This is a genomic window from Arthrobacter sp. SLBN-100, assembly GCF_006715305.1.
Lineage (GTDB): Bacteria > Actinomycetota > Actinomycetes > Actinomycetales > Micrococcaceae > Arthrobacter.
The window spans coordinates 3,383,664-3,399,335 of the sequence record NZ_VFMY01000001.1 but is presented as its reverse complement, the minus strand read 5'-3'; the positions used below and the strand labels follow the sequence as shown (position 1 = coordinate 3,399,335).

Genomic DNA, 15,672 nt, shown 5'->3' with positions numbered 1-15,672 from the left:
CCTAGATGCCGCCGGCCAGCTTGTAGTAGGCAGCGTTCCAGTTGAGGTCCTTCTTGAACTGCCGGATGGTCGTGTCCTCGTCAATGGTCAGCAGCTCCGTTTTGGCGATCTCAGCGAAGTCCTCAAACACATCCATGCCCACCTGAGTGGACAGGACCGTGTGGTGCGCGGCGCCGGCGGTGAGCCAGGCGGCGGCGGAGGTGGCGAAGTCCGGCTTGGGCTGCCAGAGGGCACGGGCGACGGGGAGGTTGGGCAGCGGCTGATCCAGGGGAACGACGTCGACGGCGTTGGCCACCAGGCGGAACCTGTCCCGCATGTCCGAGAGGGCCACCACCACTCCCGGGGAGGCATCGGCGTCGAACACCAGGCGCACCGGATCCTCCTTGCCGCCGATGCCCAGCGGGTGGATCTCCAGGCGCGGCTTCTGCGTGGTCAGGGACGGACAGACCTCCAGCATGTGCGCACCGAGGATCTTCTCGGAACCGGGTTCCAGGTGGTAGGTGTAGTCCTCCATCAGCGAGGCCCCGCCGGGCAGGCCCGCGCCCATCACCTTCGCGGCGCGGACCAGGATGGCGGTCTTCCAGTCGCCCTCGGCGCCGAAGCCGTAACCGGCGGCCATGAGCCGCTGCACGGCCAGGCCGGGAAGCTGCCGCAGGGCGCCCAGGTCCTCGAAGGAGGTAGTGAACGCGGCCGAGCCGTTGGATTCCAGGAAGCTGCGCAGGCCGAGTTCGATCCGGGCCCCGTAGCGGAGGGAGTCGTGGCGGGCGGCGCCTGCGCGGAGCTCCGGAACCACGTCGTAGAGGTTCTCATACTCCTCAACGAGCGCGTCGACGTCGGACTCTGCGGCACCGTGCACCGCATCGGCCAGCTCGTTCACGGACCAGGTGTTCACGGCGACGCCGAACCGCAGCTCCGCCTCGGTTTTGTCGCCTTCGGTGACGGCCACGTTGCGCATATTGTCACCGAAGCGGGTCAGCTTCAGGGTGCGGACGGCGGCCCAGCCTGCGGCGGCGCGCTGCCAGGAACCCACCTGGCGGGCCACTTCCGGGTTGGAGACATGCCCGACGACGGTCTTGCGGGCGATGCCCAGGCGGGACTGGATGTAGCCGAACTCCCGGTCGCCGTGGGCCGCCTGGTTCAGGTTCATGAAGTCGAAGTCGATGTCCGACCAGGGCAGATCCCGGTTGGCTTGGGTGTGCAGGTGCAGCAGCGGCTTGCGGAGCAGGTCAAGGCCCTGGATCCACATCTTCGCCGGCGAGAAAGTGTGCATCCAGGCGGTAACGCCGATGACGGAATCGTTCGAGTTGGCTTCCAGCGCCGTGCGGCGGATGGCGTCGGAGTCGGTCAGGACCGGCTTCCAGACAATCTTCACCGGAACGGCCGGGGAGGCGTTGAGTTGGTTGGCGATTTCCTGTGACTGGGCGGCCACCTGCTTGAGGACGTCCTCGCCGTAGAGGTGCTGGCTGCCGGTGAGGAACCAGACCTCATAGCCGTCGAGGGAGGTGTTTGCTGCTGTGCTCATGGGGTCTCCTTGGGAGTAAGTCTTGGCGGTCTGGCCTGGCTGCTATTGGCCGTAGACGTTCTGGTAGCGGGCGTAGAGGGAATCGATGTGGCGCGGATCGATGGCGATGGGCTCGCCGAGCTGCCGGGATATGTGCACGGTGCGTGCCACTTCCTCGCACATCACCGCCGCCTTCACCGCGGATGTGGCATCCTTGCCGATGGTGAACGGGCCGTGGTTCTGCATCAGCACGGCGGGGGAATTGGAGTTCTTCAACGTCTCCACGATCCCTTGTCCGATCGAGTCGTCGCCGATCAGGGCGAACGGGCCCACCGGGATCGAACCGCCGAATTCGTCGCTCATCATGGTGAGCACGCACGGGATGGCTTCCCCGCGAGCTGCCCAGGCGGTGGCGTAGGTGGAGTGCGTGTGCACCACCCCGCCCACCTCGGGCATGTGCCTGTAAACGTACGCGTGCGCTGCAGTATCGGACGACGGCGACAGCGCGGGGTTGCCCCACTCACCCGTTGCGTCTCCCGGCACAGGCACCCCGTAGAGATCCGTGACCACCATCTGGTCCGGCGTCAGGTCCTGGTACAAGACCCCGGAGGGCTTGATGACCATCAGCTGGCGGCCGGGGACACGCGCAGAGACGTTACCCGCCGTCCACACCACCAGTTCATACCGGGTCAGCTCGGCGTGGAGGGCGCAGACTTCGTCCCGGACCCGCGCGATGGTTTCCAGGATTCCCGTTCCGGCGCTCACGCCAGCACTCCCGCACCGACATCATGTCGTTCGCCTGCATCGGTGTTGACCGGTTGTCCGGCGGAACTGGCGCTGTGGTGCGCTTTGCGCTGGATGGCCTTGAGCCGGTGCATCACGTCGTTGCTGCCGCGGCCGAAGTAGTCGTGCAATGCCTTGTATTCCTGGAATAGTTCCTCGTAGGCGGCCGCGTTTTCAGGAACCGGGGTGTACACCTCGCCCGGTTCGGAACCCATGGCGGCGGCAGCTTCGCGGATGTCCGCGTACTTTCCGGCCGCGACGGCGGCGTGGATGGCCGAGCCCAGGGCCGGGCCCTGCTCTGAACCGATGGTGGAAAGCTGCAGTCCCGTGACATCGGCGTAGATCTGCATCAGGAGCCGGTTCTTAAGCAGGCCGCCCGCCACAATGAACTCCGTGACCGGGACGCCGGAGTCGCGGAAGGCGTCCACGATGGTCCGGGTGCCGAAGGCAGTGGCTTCCAGCAGCGCCCGGTAGGTGTCCTCGGGGCGGGTTGCCAGGGTCTGCCCCACCACGATGCCGGACAGCTCGTGGTCCACCAGCACCGAGCGGTTGCCCGAGTGCCAGTCCAGGGCGATGAGGCCGTGTCCACCGATGGCCTGCCGGGAGGCCAGTTCAGTGAGGTATTCGTGGATGCCGAGCCCTGCGGCAGTGGCCGCCTGATGGTATTCCGGCGGCACCCCGTACTTGGTGAACCAGCCGAAGATGTCTCCCACGCCGGACTGGCCGGCTTCGTAGCCCCAGAGCCCGTCCACGATGCCGCCGTCCACCACGCCGCACATTCCTGGCACTTCGCGGAGCTCGGTGCCGTTCATGACATGGCAGGTGGAGGTGCCCATGATCGCTACCAGCTGGCCCGGATCCACTGCACGCGCTGCGGGAGCGGTGACGTGTGCGTCCACGTTTCCCACCGCGACGGCGATGCCCTCGGGCAGGCCGGTCCAGGCAGCAGCCTCGGCGGTGAGGTAGCCTGCGGCGTCACCCAGGCGGCCGATGGTGTGTTCCAGCTTGGCGCTCACGAAATCCTTGAACCCGGGGTTCAGCGCCGCCAGGAAATCCTCCGACGGGTACCGCCCGTCCTGGTAAATGCCCTTGTAGCCGGCCGTGCACGCATTCCGGACGTACTGGCCGCACAGCTGCCAGACGATCCAGTCTGCCGCTTCAACCCAATGGTCCATCTCGGAATAGGCATCGGGATCCTCCTCCAGAAGCTGCAGGCCCTTGGCGAACTCCCACTCAGAAGAAATCAGCCCGCCATACCTCGGCAACCAGGCTTCGCCCCGTTCCGCGGCGAGCTGGTTGATCCGGTCCGCCTGCGGCTGCGCGGCGTGGTGGCGCCAAAGCTTCACGTACGCGTGGGGCCGGTTTTCGAACCCGGGGAGCTCATTCAGCGGGGTGCCGTCCGCCTTCACCGGGACCATGGTGCAGGCGGTGAAGTCCGTGGCGATTCCGACGACGGCGGCCGTGTCAATGCCTGCGTCCGCGATGGCAGCCGGAACGGCGTTGCGCAGGACATCCCGGTAGTCGTTCGGCACCTGAAGGGCCCATTCCCCCGGAAGCCGGACGGTCTTTCCATCAGCGCCCTGGCCAGCCACGTCCGCCGGAAGTGCATCTGTGACCACTGCGTGCGGATACTCGTACACACCGCTGCCGAGCTCCTCACCGTCGCTCACCCGGACCACCACGGCCCGGCCTGACAGCGTTCCGTAGTCCACGCCGACGACGTAGTTGTCCGTGTCCACTCTGACATCCATAAAAGTTCCTCCAGTAATTGCCGCAACTTCGCCGCCCTTCAATTGTGAGCGCTAACAACAGTGAAGTCAATGGAAGGAGTTCCGAAACCCGGCACGTGGCCGTACGTCCAACTCCGCCGGGTCCTGCACCCAACGGGCAGGGAAACCGTGGGAGGCTGCCCAAAAGGGGTAGGGACCCGATGAACCCCCGAATAAGTTGCCGGGCGACGAGAAGGGGCTCCGTGGATAGGGTGCAACGGAAAGAGCGCACTGGATCCGCCGCGTGGTTGGCCGGTCCGGTCTCCATCGGCCTCGGTCTGGCCGCGCATCTGGCTGCCGGCGGACCAGCGCCCTCCCTGATGATCCTGGCGGCCCTGGCCGCGCTGCTGGGGATGGCGGCAGCGATGATCGGCCGTTACAGCTTGCCCGGCCGGGCCGTGCTGCTTGCGTGCGGGCTCGCCCAACAACTGCTCCATTTAGCGTTTGCAGCGTTTTCCGGCGGTTCCGGTGAAGGGCTGTCCGGCCACGGGCACGGCGGCAGCGTGCAGAACGCTGGCCCCGCGCAGGATCCTCCCCCTTCCGGCGAGGCCGCTTCGCTCACGGGGCACTCGCTCCACCTGATGCTCCACGTGCATATGGCAGCGGCGTTGGCAGCCTATGCCATCATCAGCTACTGGCCCAGGTTTGCCAGCTGATCCCGTCGCATCCCGGCAGCCCGGCAGAAGTCCCCCGGCGCCTAGGGCTTCGCCGGATGCAGGCTCACTTCACCTGCGGGCCTGCCTGAGGCGGGGGGCCATGCGAAGTCAGGGCTCTCGCGAAATCAGGGCTCTCGCCAGAGCCTTGCCAAAGCGGCAATGTCGCTTGGTGTGGTCCGGCAGCAGCCGCCCACCATGCGCGCGCCACGTTCCTGCCATGCCCGGGCTCCTTCCGCAAGGCTGCCCGGCGGCCGTTCGGTTCCTGCCGGAGCGGCGCCGGAGCCAAGAGCGGAAGACGCCGCCGGCCCCCAGGTCCTGGTGGTGGCGTCGTAGGTTTCCCCGGAGTTGGGGTATGCGATCAGCGGTTTGCGGGTGGCCCGGCCCAAAGCGTCCAGCGCCGGGGTGACCAACTCCAGCGGAACGCAGTTCACGCCAACGGCGGCAACCAGCGGCTCAGCATTGCAGAGCTCCGCTACCTGTTCGAGGGAAGTGCCGTCACTGATGTGCGCTCCGTCCCGCAGCGTGAACGCCAGCCAGGATTCGGCGCCGAACTCCGCGATCAGTCCCAGCAAAGCCTCAGCCTCAGCCAGGGAAGGCAGTGTTTCGCAGGCAAGCACATCTGCCCCCGCTTCCAGGAGCGCGGCGATCCGGGGCCGGTGGAACTCCATAAATCCGTTCCGGGTGAGCGTATAGTCGCCCCGGTATTCGGACCCGTCGGCGAGGTAGGCACCGTACGGTCCAACAGATCCGGCCACCAGCAGCGGGCCGGCCTCCGGGCTCCCGGCCAGGTACTCACGTCGGGCTTCGTTAGCGAGGCGGACGCTCAGGGCAACCCGCTCCAAGGCTTCGGCTTCAGAAATTCCCCGGCGCGCAAACCCCAGCGGCGTGGCCTGGTAGCTGGCGGTAATAGCGGCACGTGCCCCGGCTTTGAAGTAGTCAAGGTGGACCCGCTTGACCAGTTCCGGCTGCTCCAGCAGGACTTTAGCGGACCACAGCGGGTCCTCGAGGTCGCAGCCGCGCCCTTCCAGTTCGGTGGCCAGGGCACCGTCCAGGACCAGGTTCCCGCCGGCATCGAGCAGGCGGGACAGGGCGTTGTTGCGGGGCATGATGTCATGCTGGGGCATGACTTCAGGCTACAGCGAAGGCGCAGCACTAGGGACGCCGTGCTGCCGTGCTCGCCCTCCGCACCAGCTCTGGGGTGACCACGGTGGAACTCACCGGAGAGCCCGCTTCAATCTCCTTCAGCATGGCATCCATGCAGCGCCTGCCCAGCTCTTCGAAGTCCTGGCGCACGGTGGTGAGGGGCGGGGTGAAGTAGCCCGATTCAGGCTGGTCGTCGAACCCCACCACGGAGACGTCGTCGGGCACGCGCACGCCTGCCTCGTTGAACGCCCGCAGCACGCCGAGGGCCATTTGGTCGTTGCCCACGAACAGGGCGGTTGCCGTGCGCTCGGCCGCCAGGCGCCGCCCGAACGCGTAGCCGCTTTCCGCGCTCCAGTCACCTTCCAGCAGCAGGTCATCCTGCAAACCTGCCTGCTGCAGGGCCTCGCGCCAGCCCTCGGTGCGGAGCGCGCCGTCGATCCAGTCCGCCGGCCCCGCGACGTGGCCGATCCTGCGGTGCCCGAGTTCGATGAGATGGCCGACGGCGATCCCGGCGCCGCGTTTTTGGTCCACCATCACGCCGCTGACGGCATCATTGCCCGGCGAGCCGACGGCCACTACCGGCACCCCAGGGTTGAACTCCTCCAGGATCCGCAGCGTTTCGGTGTGCGGCACCAGGACGGCGATCCCGTCCACGGACTGGTCAGTAAAGTGCCGCAGCGCGTCGAAGATGGCGTCCCTGCCGATGGAACGCAGCGCGGCGATACTCACGAAGTAGCCGGCGTCCCGCGCGGCCCGCTCCACACCCAGCATGGTGTTGGCCGGGCCGTACTGTGAAAGCTCACTGCCCAGCACGCCGATGGTATGGGAGCGCCGGGTCACCAGGCTCCGGGCCGCGGTGTTCCGCCGGTAGCCCAACTGGGCGATCGCGGCCTCGACCTTTTCGCGCGTGGCCTTGCTGACGTTGGGGTGGCCGTTGACCACCCGGGAAACGGTCTGGTGCGAAACACCAGCAAGTCCGGCCACGTCCTCGAGCCGCGGCAGCCGCCCGGTGCTGCTTCTTGTCATGTCCCCATTGTGCCCGTTGGCTGCCTTCGCCCGTAGCCTGTTGTTTCCGTTGGCGCCCGTAGCCGAACAGAAAATCCCCCGGCGGCCTTGGGAGGCTGCCGGGGGATTCCCGCTCTTCGTTAAAAGAGTGGGCCCTGTGGGGCTCGAACCCACGACCCACGGATTAAAAGTCCGATGCTCTACCAACTGAGCTAAAGGCCCCTGCCGGGCTGTTTCGGCACGCTGCGCCGGCCTGCCCGGCCCAGTCCATTTCTGGACATTTAATACTCTAACCCATGGTTCCGGCCCCGTTGCACGCAAACCGGGACACGTCGTCGGGCCCGCGGCCAAGGTCCTGATGCTCGATTTCCGGCACGGCACAGGAGTAGCGTGGGTGGCATGAGCGAGCAACCAGGTCCCAGTCCGTACGGCGGCGCGAACCGGCACCACAAGCCGAAGCCTTTCGCCCCCGTGGACTTCGAGCCTTTTGCCGGCGGCGCGGATCCCGCGCGGGTGTCCGAAGCCGCGCACCTCGCCGCCCAGGCGCTGGTCCGGCACGGCCGGGACAGCGATGATCCGGCGGTGACCGAGCGGCTTGTCAGGCTTGCCGACGAGCAGGGACTGGAGGCCATCGCCGAGATGTGGGCGGAGAGCCCGGCCCGGTCGCTTCCCGGCGCGCTCTGGCGCCTCTATGCCTTGCGGGCTGCCACGGTGCAGGACCCTGAGCGCATTTCCGTGTACTTCCGGGCCGGCAAGGACACCGCCCAGGTTTCCAACGTGGTGGCCGGTGCCGCCGAGCCTCCCGGGGCGGACGAGATGAAGACGATGGCGGACGCCATCCTGTCCGGTGCGTTCGACGGCGAGTTCGACGTCGCGCTGGAACGTTCCGCCGCGTTCTGCCGCGTGGTGGCGCTCGGCCAGGCGACGCTTGCCGATGGTGCCGAGCACGGCAACGAGGCCCACGCGAGCAAGCTCACCCGCAACTCCAACCAGCTGGTGAAAACCGCCGAGGACCTCGAGCACGCCGCCAACGCCTGGCGGCTCGGCGAACTGGACTAACGGAGCGGGACGGCTCGGCAGGGAGGGGCCAGTTCCAACTGCCCGGTTCCGCTGGCCAAATCCGGCGGGCCCAATCCGAACGCCCCAATCCCACTGGCCCGATCCGAACGGCTCAATCACACATCACCGATTTCACTGGCCCAAGAGCCCGGATCTGTCAATGTTGACTTGGGCCAACCAACGTAGAACACTGAAACTGGTGTCGAGCCGCGAAACCCCCGGGCTTCAACATTTAGCCGCCTAGAGCGGCCTACCGCCGAGAGGCGTATCCGGTTCGGCACCATTTTTATGCCCGCGAGCTGTCAGCCCGATCGCGGTTTCCCCTTGCTGCCAGCCCGTTTCAGGGGTGCTTTTCCGGGCCGGTAGAGTTAGCGTTGGTTGCGCCGGGGTCACGTCACACGGCACGCCACTCCCGCCCTGTACTTTTCCCGGAGACCGGTAACTACGTGAAACTGCGCCTTTTTCCCCACGAGCCCGCCGGGCTGAACCTCTTATCGCAGATGGCGCAACAGATCGTGCTGGGCAGCGCCACGCTTGCCGAAATCCTCGGCGTCCCCGCGGCGGAGCACGGCAAGCTCGTGGAGGACATGCACAACCACGAGGCACGGTCCGCCGAACTGCATTTTGCGCTCCTCACACACATGCGCACGAGCTTCGTGAACCCGCTGCCGCGCGAGGACATGTATGCCCTCTCGCGCTACCTCAACGAGGCCATCGAGAAGCTGGATGCCGCCGCGGAACTGGTGGCGTTGTACCGGCTGGAGCGGCTGCCCAAACGCGCCGCGGACCAGCTGGAGATCATCAGCCGGCAGGCCGAGCTCACCGTGGACGCCATGCGCCGGCTCGACAACCTGGACGACCTGGAGGACTACTGGATCGAAATCCTCCGCCTGGCAAAGCGGGCCGAACGCACGCACAGGGTGTGGGTGGCGGACATGATCAGCGACATGAAGTGGGCGCAGTACTCCCGCAACCGCGATATTGCCAACCAGTTGGTGGACGTCACCAAGGACATGCGGCGCATCGCCACCCAGGTGGGCAGCATCATCGTCAAGGAATCCTGAGGTGACAGCGGTCATCTTCGGCGCGGTGGTGGTCCTGGCCGCCGTGTTCGCCTTCGTCAACGGGTTCCGCGACGTTTCCACCTCCGTGGCCGTTGCCGTGCGCACCCGGGCGCTCACCCCCAGCGTGGCGGTGCTGCTCGCGGCCTTCTTCAACTTCATCGGCGCACTGGTCAGTGCGAGCCTGGCGGTCGCTGTCAGCCAGACCTGGATCAATCTTCCTGCCGGGACGGACGGACTCAGTATCCTCCTCGCCGGCCTGGCCAGCGCCATCGCCTGGGGCATCCTGTTGTGGTGGCGCGGCATCCCGGCCTCCTCCACCCATGCCCTGGTGGGCGGCCTCGCAGGGGCCGGGCTCGCCAGCCTGTCCGTAGGCGGGTTAGGCGTTGGAGGGGTGGACCGCTCCTTGTTGTTCCAGGTCATCCTGCCACTGGTGCTGTCGCCGCTGGTCGCCTACAGCGGCGCGTTTATGCTGGTCTACCCCGCCACCTGGGCCGCCCGCCACACCCAGCCCAACGTGGTGAACCAGCGGTTCCGCCGGAGCCAGTCCATTGCCGCGGGAGCAGTGGCATTCGGCCACGGCCTGCAGGACGGGCAGCGGATCAGTGCTGTCCTCCTCCTGGCCCTGCTGGCAGGCGGCTATTCCGACGGCGGCACTATCCCCGTGTGGGTTGCGCTGCTCTCCGCGGTGATGATCGCCGCCGGCACGATGTACGGCGGCTGGCGGATCTCGCACACCATCGGCTACAAGATCACCAGGATCGATCCGCTGCGGGGGTCGGTGGCACAGATCTTCAGCGCCGTCATGCTTTTTGTGGGCGCCATCGGCCTGCACTGGCCGCTCTCCACCACGCACACGGTCACCTCGGCGGTGTTGGGCGCGGGAGAGAACCAGCACTTTTCAGTGACCAACCGGAAGCTGGTGATCCGCATCGTGGGGCTCTGGATCCTGACGCCGGTGGCCACGGCGGTCCTTGCCTTTGTGCTGGCGCTGGCACTTTCGCCGCTGCCGCGATGACGCGGGGGCCAGTCCATCGGTTTATGACCGGGCAGCGCCGCCCTCGACTGCTCGGATGGCAACGGTCATAATGCGCGGCGGTTTGCACCACTTTCCTGGCGGCGACCCCGCGGTTTATCCGAAGCGGCCGGAGACGTAGTCTTCCGTTGCCTTCTGGGTGGGATTACTGAAGATGGTGTGGGTGTCGCCGATTTCGATGAGCTTACCCGGCTTGCCGGTGCCGGCGATGTTGAAGAACGCGGTCCTGTCCGAGACCCGGGCCGCCTGCTGCATGTTGTGCGTCACGATCACCACGGTGTACTGGTCCTTGAGGTCATTGATGAGGTCCTCAATAGCCAGGGTGGAGATGGGGTCCAGGGCGGAGCAGGGCTCATCCATGAGGATCACCTGCGGCTCCACGGCGATGGCACGGGCGATGCACAGACGCTGCTGCTGGCCGCCGGAGAGCCCGGATCCGGGCTTGTCCAGGCGGTCCTTGACCTCGTTCCACAGGTTGGCGCCCTTGAGCGAGCGCTCCACAAGAACGTCGGCCTCGCCCTTGGAGATCTTCTTGTTGTTCAGCTTGACGCCGGCCAGCACGTTGTCCCGGATGGACATGGTGGGGAACGGGTTGGGTCGCTGGAACACCATGCCGATCTGCGAGCGGACGGTGACCGGGTCCACGCCGGGGCCGTACAGGTTGTCGCCGTCGAGCAGGACCTCGCCCTCGACGCGGGCCCCGGGAAGTACCTCGTGCATGCGGTTCAGGGTCCGAAGGAACGTGGACTTGCCGCAACCGGACGGCCCGATGAACGCTGTGACGGACTTGGCTTCGATGTTGATGGTGACGTCCTCCACGGCGAGGAAATCGCCGTAGTACACGTTCAGGTCCTTGACGTCGATGCGCTTAGACATGGTGTTCCTTCACTAACTGGGTATGAATTGAAGTCTAGGTTCCGGCGGGAAGGGCCGGTAGTGCTGTGGCCGGAAGCGGCGGTCAGCGGCCGGCTTTGGGGGCGAAGACGCGGGCGATCAGCCGGGCCCCGAGGTTGAGGATCATCACCAGGATGATCAGCACCAGGGCAGCACCCCAGGCCCGCTGCGAGGACGGGTCCGGGTTGGCCGGCGAGGTGGGGTTCAGGATCTGGGTGTAGATGAACGTGGGCAGTGACGCCATCCAGCCGCCGAAGACATTCGAGTTGATACTGGTGGCAAAGCCTGCGGTGACCAGGATGGGGGCCGTCTCGCCGATGACCCTCGCGATGGCCAGGGTGACACCGGAAGCGATGCCGGAGATCGCCGTCGGGATGACCACCTTGATGATGGTCCGCCACTTGCGGACGCCCAGGGCGTAGGCCGCCTCCCGCAGTTCGTTGGGAACAATCTTCAGCATTTCCTCGCTGGAGCGCACCACCACCGGGATCATCAGGACCGAAAGCGCGACGGCGGCAACGGCGCCGGTCTTGGTGCCCGGGCCTACCACCGCGAAGAAGAAGGCCGCGGCGAAGAGGCCGGCCACGATGGAGGGGATGCCGGTCATCACGTCCACGAAGAAGGTGATGGCCCTGGCCAGGCGTCCGTCGTTGCCGTACTCCACCAGGTAAATCGCGGTCAGCAGGCCCACCGGCACCGATATGACAGTGGCCAGCAGGGTGATCTCCAGGGTGCCCAGCAGCGCGTGGTAGATGCCGCCCAGGACAGGCGCACCCTCCTCCACTGCCCGGTTGTCGTAAACGCCGGTGACGCCGTTCATGGAATACGTGAGGAAGCCGGGGGTGAGGAGTCCAGGCACGCCGTTCACCAGTACGGTCCAGATCACCGAAAACAGCGGAAGCAGTGCGACCAGGAAGGATCCCACCACCAGGCAGGTGGCCAGTTTGTCCTTGGCCTTGCGGGAACCTTCCACGGCGGCGCTCCAGGACACCAGCCCGATGGCAAAGAGCAAGGCGGAAACGAGGCCCCAGCCGAAGGCATTAAAGCCGATAAGCGCCAGGATGGCGGCGCCGACGATCAATGCGGCCGCAAGGACCGCATACGGCGCATATTTGGGCAACTGGCCCTTGGTGAGCGCCGAGCGCTTGCTGCGCACGGGGGTAAGCGTGGAGGTCATTTAGTTGGCTCCCGAGAATTCTTTGTGCCGGGTGATGATCCAGCGCGCGATCATGTTCACGGCCAGGGTGATGACGAACAGGACCAGGCCGGCGGCGATCAGGGTGCTGACCTTGAGCCCGCTTGCCTCGGGGAAGTTCAGGGCAATTTCCGCGGCGATGGTCTGGTTGCCGGACTGGATCAGGCTGGCGGTCAGCGCGCCGGAGGAGAGCACCAGGGCCACGGCCATGGTCTCGCCAAGGGCACGGCCCAGGCCCAGCATGACGGCGCTGATGATTCCCGGCCGGGCGAAGGGCAGGACCGACATCTTGATCATTTCCCAGCGGGTGGCCCCGAGCGCCAGGGCGGCTTCTTCGTGCAGTTTGGGGGTCTGCAGGAAGATCTCGCGGGACAGGGAGGTGATGATGGGCAGCACCATGACGGCCAGGACAATGCCGGCGGTCAGGATCGTTTTGCCGGTTGCCGACGCCGGGCCCTGGAAGATGGGCAGCCAGCCCATGTTCGCGGCCAGCCAGTTGTAGGCCGGGGAAATTTCCTTGGCCAGGAATGCAGCACCCCAGGCGCCGTAGATCACGGACGGGATGGCCGCGAGCAGGTCCACCACGTAGCCCAGGCCCGAGGCCAGGCCGCGGGGGGCGAAGTGCGAAATGAACAGCGCGACGCCGATGGCGATGGGCGTGGCGATCACCAGGGCGATCACGGCGGCGATGAGCGTGCCGATCACAATGGGCCAGATGTAGGCGAAGAAGCCTTTACCACCCTGGATCTCGGCGGCCGGAGCGGTCAGTGCCGGGATGGCCTGGACCACCAGGAAGAGCGCAACGCCGAACAGGACGGCGAGGATGAGGCAGCCGGCGGCCAGCGCGGCACCGGAGAAGATTTTGTCGCCGGTGCGGCCGGCGCCCTGGGTGCTGGTCAGGGGGGTGGCGGTCATTCGACGGCCCTTCGGTTGGTTACTGGGTCTGGACAAGAGCGGCTTTCAAAGCCAAGTTCCCCGCGCTGCCTCTCGGCAGGCGGGGAATCCGGTTTTGGTGCAGTGATTAGGACTTGACCTTGATGGACTCGACGGCCTTGGCAGCCTTCCCGGCCAGCTCGGAGGAGAGCGGGGCGGACTTGGCGGAATCCGCGGCTGCCTGCTGGCCTTCCTCGGACACTACGTAGTTCTCGAAGGCCTTGACCAGGTCAACGGTCTCCTGGCTGTCGTAGGTGGAGCAAACAATGTGGAAGGAGACGAGGACGATCGGGTAGGCGCCTTCGATGGTGGTCTTGCGGTCCAGCTTAATGGAGAGGTCGTTGGCGGGACGGCCTTCGACCGGGGTCCCTGCGTCAACAGCCTTGGCTGCGGCTTCGGCGGAGATCTCGGTGAAGGCGTCCCCCACCTTGATCTGCGCAACGCCCAGCTTGCCGCTGACGGCGGAATCGTCAGCATAGGTGACGGCGCCGGGGGTGTCGGTGACGGTCTTGACCACGCCGGAGGTGCCCTTGGCATTCTCGCCCTGGAGGCTTGCCGGCCAGACTCCTGAGGCCTTGTCCGTCCAGACCTCGGGAGCGGCCGATGCCAGGTAGTCCGTGAAGTTGGTGGTGGTGCCGGAGTCATCGGAGCGGTTCACCGGGGTGACCTTGAGATCCGGCAGGCTGACGCCTTCGTTCAGGGCAGCGATGGCGGGATCATTCCAGGTGGCGATCTCGCCGCGGAAGATTTTCGCCACGGTTGCCGCGTCCAGCTTCAGCCCGGTGATTCCCGGGAGGTTGAAGGCGATCGCAATCGGAGAAATGTAGACCGGGATGTTGAGGGCGCCATCCGGCCCGCAGGTCGTCTGGGACTGGGCGTATTCCTCGTCCTTCAAGTAGGCGTCGGAACCGCCGAACTGGGCCGAACCATCCAAGAGCGCCTTGCGGCCTGCACCGGAGCCATCCGGTGAATACTGCACAATGGCACCCTGGTTGGCGGCCGCAAACTCAGTTTTCCACGCGTCCATCGCCGCACCCTGGGCGGAGGAACCGATGCCCGTCAGCGTGCCGGTGATCTTCGAGCCGCCGGCGGCCTGGCCTCCGCCGCCGGGACCGCTGCCAGTGACGTTGTCTGAACCGCAGGAGGTAAGCGCGAGAGCGCCGGCTGCGATAACAGCGATGGCCGCGTGGCGGCCGAAGCGGAGTGCCTTCACTAGGTGTACCCCTTCCAGGGATATTCAGTGCGGAGCAGGGACGGAGAACCCTGCAGCGCGATGCGTACTTGTGTACCTTCATCGAAGTTAGGGGCCGCAGGTAACGGGACAGGCGGTCCAAAGTGAACGGAGGATTAACGACGGCGGGATATTGGCCGACAAGTGCAGGGTTCCCATTGCGCAGATCACATCTCTGCCCATAGTGCGCCGGCTGCAAAATAAACCGACGAGGCAGCAAATAGACTGGACGGCATGGCTCCCGCAGCAGGACTTTCAGCAAGCAGGCGGTTCCTGCGCGGCCGCGTCCGCACAGGCCTGATCCGGAGCCGCAACTCCCTGGTTCCCGCCATCCAGATGACGGTCTGCGCCGTGGGCGCCTATGCTTTCGCCGAGTTCGTGCTGGGCCACGCAGATCCCCTTTTCGCTGCCACCTCGTCCCTGATTGCCCTTGGCTTCTCACGGGAGCCGCGGCTGCGGCGGGTCCTGGAGGTGGGGCTTGGGTGCACCATCGGCATCGCGGTGGGCGACCTGCTGCTGCACTGGCTGGGCGCAGGGATCTGGCAGGCCGCCGTCGTCCTGTTGTTTTCCATCCTGCTCGCCCGGTTCCTGGACAGCGGAAACATCTTCACCACCCAGTTGGCCCTGCAGTCGCTGCTGGTGGTTTTGCTGCCGGCGCCGGCTGGCGGGCCGTTCACGCGGAGCATCGACGCCGTGGTGGGCGGCCTGTTCGCCCTGCTGGTCACAGTCCTGGCTCCCAAGGACCCGCGCCGCGAGCCCCGCAAGGACGTCCGGAAACTCCTCCATGAGCTGGCGGAGGTGCTGCGTGAATGTGCGGAGGCGCTGGCGGACAGCGATTCAACCAGGGCCTGGCACGCGCTGGTCCGTGGCCGCAACTGCCAGCCACTGGTGGACGGGATGCGGCACTCCCTGCGGGCCTCCGGGGAGGTGGCCAGGCTCGCACCCGCCTACCGCAGGCACCGGGACGAGCTGGACCGGCTGGAACAGTCGCTCGATTTCATTGACCTGGCGCTGAGGAACAGCCGGGTTTTCGCGCGCAGGCTCACCAGCGCGATTAACCACGCCGCCCTCTCCGACGAGGCGACGGAGAACATCGCGGAGGTGCTGCAGGAGACGGCTGCCGCCATTGACGAGTTGTCGCTGGGCCTGGCGGAAACGCACGACGGCGTCCGCCGCGCCCACCTGCGCACGGCCCGCAACGAGCTCAGCGGGATTGCCCTGCGCCTGCACCCGAAGCTGCTGGAGGTGCAGCGGCTGGAAGGCGAAACCGTAGTGATGCTGTTCCGGCCGCTGATGGTGGACCTGCTGGAGGCCACCGGCATGGATGCCCGCGAGGCGCGGGACGTGCTGCCGGCGCTGTAACGGGCCTGGTTGGGACGCTCCGGCGGGAAGCAGATCAGCGCACA

General features: G+C 66.4%; 14 protein-coding genes and 1 tRNA gene. 5 read left to right on the top strand and 10 right to left on the bottom strand.

What is annotated here, in order from left to right; translation table 11 throughout:
• Position 1: 1 nt before the first annotated feature.
• From araA to araB, 3 genes are read right to left on the bottom strand one after another with little or no spacing between them, the layout of a single operon-like run.
• Complete coding sequence (araA, locus tag FBY31_RS15645) at positions 2–1,522, bottom strand: L-arabinose isomerase (protein ID WP_142042935.1); 1,521 nt, start codon at positions 1,520–1,522, stop codon at positions 2–4.
• 42 nt (positions 1,523–1,564) lie between these two features.
• A complete protein-coding gene (locus FBY31_RS15640; RefSeq protein ID WP_142042932.1) occupies positions 1,565–2,266 on the bottom strand; it encodes an L-ribulose-5-phosphate 4-epimerase in 702 nt (233 codons plus the stop codon).
• Complete coding sequence (gene araB / locus FBY31_RS15635) at positions 2,263–4,035, bottom strand: ribulokinase (RefSeq protein ID WP_142042929.1); 1,773 nt, start codon at positions 4,033–4,035, stop codon at positions 2,263–2,265. Before araB ends, FBY31_RS15640 begins: the two co-directional genes overlap by 4 nt.
• A 221-nt stretch (positions 4,036–4,256) precedes the next feature.
• Here araB and FBY31_RS15630 point away from each other — a divergent pair, with 221 nt between their 5' ends.
• A complete protein-coding gene (locus FBY31_RS15630; protein WP_142042926.1) occupies positions 4,257–4,709 on the top strand; it encodes a hypothetical protein in 453 nt (150 codons plus the stop codon).
• Positions 4,710–4,834: 125 nt separating this feature from the next.
• On the opposite strand, the gene mmuM is transcribed toward FBY31_RS15630, so the two are convergent.
• The 3 genes from mmuM to FBY31_RS15615 all read right to left on the bottom strand — a co-directional run bounded on the left by mmuM (position 4,835) and on the right by FBY31_RS15615 (position 7,079).
• A complete protein-coding gene (gene mmuM / locus FBY31_RS15625; RefSeq protein ID WP_142045433.1) occupies positions 4,835–5,815 on the bottom strand; it encodes a homocysteine S-methyltransferase in 981 nt (326 codons plus the stop codon).
• Positions 5,816–5,861: 46 nt separating this feature from the next.
• A complete protein-coding gene (locus FBY31_RS15620; protein ID WP_142042923.1) occupies positions 5,862–6,878 on the bottom strand; it encodes a LacI family DNA-binding transcriptional regulator in 1,017 nt (338 codons plus the stop codon).
• Positions 6,879–7,006: 128 nt separating this feature from the next.
• A tRNA-Lys gene (locus FBY31_RS15615) sits at positions 7,007–7,079 on the bottom strand.
• A 177-nt stretch (positions 7,080–7,256) separates the two neighbouring features.
• Here FBY31_RS15615 and FBY31_RS15610 point away from each other — a divergent pair.
• From FBY31_RS15610 to FBY31_RS15600, 3 genes are all read left to right on the top strand, one after another.
• Positions 7,257–7,916: a hypothetical protein gene (locus FBY31_RS15610; protein WP_091420424.1), complete on the top strand. Its 660-nt coding sequence runs from the start codon at positions 7,257–7,259 to the stop codon at positions 7,914–7,916.
• A gap of 446 nt (positions 7,917–8,362) precedes the next feature.
• The gene (locus FBY31_RS15605; protein ID WP_142042920.1) at positions 8,363–8,980 is read left to right on the top strand and encodes a DUF47 domain-containing protein; all 618 of its coding nucleotides are present in this window, start codon (positions 8,363–8,365) and stop codon (positions 8,978–8,980) included.
• 1 nt (position 8,981) lies between these two features.
• Positions 8,982–9,995, top strand: coding sequence for an inorganic phosphate transporter (locus FBY31_RS15600; RefSeq protein ID WP_142042917.1), 1,014 nt, complete (start codon positions 8,982–8,984; stop codon positions 9,993–9,995).
• Between the two features lie 114 nt (positions 9,996–10,109).
• On the opposite strand, the gene pstB is transcribed toward FBY31_RS15600, so the two are convergent.
• The 4 genes from pstB to pstS form a co-directional block, all read right to left on the bottom strand.
• A complete protein-coding gene (gene pstB / locus FBY31_RS15595; RefSeq protein WP_142042914.1) occupies positions 10,110–10,889 on the bottom strand; it encodes a phosphate ABC transporter ATP-binding protein PstB in 780 nt (259 codons plus the stop codon).
• An 82-nt stretch (positions 10,890–10,971) separates the two neighbouring features.
• A complete protein-coding gene (pstA, locus tag FBY31_RS15590; RefSeq protein ID WP_142042911.1) occupies positions 10,972–12,084 on the bottom strand; it encodes a phosphate ABC transporter permease PstA in 1,113 nt (370 codons plus the stop codon).
• Positions 12,085–13,017 carry a phosphate ABC transporter permease subunit PstC gene (pstC, locus tag FBY31_RS15585; protein ID WP_142042907.1) on the bottom strand — a complete coding sequence of 311 codons (933 nt, stop codon included), beginning with the start codon at positions 13,015–13,017 and terminating at the stop codon, positions 12,085–12,087.
• A 106-nt stretch (positions 13,018–13,123) separates the two neighbouring features.
• Positions 13,124–14,248, bottom strand: a complete 1,125-nt coding sequence (gene pstS, locus FBY31_RS15580) for a phosphate ABC transporter substrate-binding protein PstS (RefSeq protein ID WP_142042904.1) — start codon at positions 14,246–14,248, stop codon at positions 13,124–13,126.
• A 252-nt stretch (positions 14,249–14,500) separates the two neighbouring features.
• Between pstS and FBY31_RS15575 the strand changes: the two genes are divergently transcribed.
• Complete coding sequence (locus FBY31_RS15575) at positions 14,501–15,628, top strand: FUSC family protein (RefSeq protein WP_142042901.1); 1,128 nt, start codon at positions 14,501–14,503, stop codon at positions 15,626–15,628.
• Positions 15,629–15,672 lie beyond the last annotated feature (44 nt).

What these genes read in the sequence shown, in the direction of transcription:
- FBY31_RS15620 (WP_142042923.1), bottom strand. Translation starts at nt 6,878, where the DNA reads ATGACAAGAAGCAGCACCGGGCGGCTGCCGCGGCTCGAGGACGTGGCC.
- mmuM (WP_142045433.1), bottom strand. Translation starts at nt 5,815, where the DNA reads ATGCCCCGCAACAACGCCCTGTCCCGCCTGCTCGATGCCGGCGGGAAC.
- araB (WP_142042929.1), bottom strand. Translation starts at nt 4,035, where the DNA reads ATGGATGTCAGAGTGGACACGGACAACTACGTCGTCGGCGTGGACTAC.
- pstA (WP_142042911.1), bottom strand. Translation starts at nt 12,084, where the DNA reads ATGACCTCCACGCTTACCCCCGTGCGCAGCAAGCGCTCGGCGCTCACC.
- FBY31_RS15575 (WP_142042901.1), top strand. Translation starts at nt 14,501, where the DNA reads ATGGCTCCCGCAGCAGGACTTTCAGCAAGCAGGCGGTTCCTGCGCGGC.
- araA (WP_142042935.1), bottom strand. Translation starts at nt 1,522, where the DNA reads ATGAGCACAGCAGCAAACACCTCCCTCGACGGCTATGAGGTCTGGTTC.
- FBY31_RS15610 (WP_091420424.1), top strand. Translation starts at nt 7,257, where the DNA reads ATGAGCGAGCAACCAGGTCCCAGTCCGTACGGCGGCGCGAACCGGCAC.
- pstC (WP_142042907.1), bottom strand. Translation starts at nt 13,017, where the DNA reads ATGACCGCCACCCCCCTGACCAGCACCCAGGGCGCCGGCCGCACCGGC.
- pstB (WP_142042914.1), bottom strand. Translation starts at nt 10,889, where the DNA reads ATGTCTAAGCGCATCGACGTCAAGGACCTGAACGTGTACTACGGCGAT.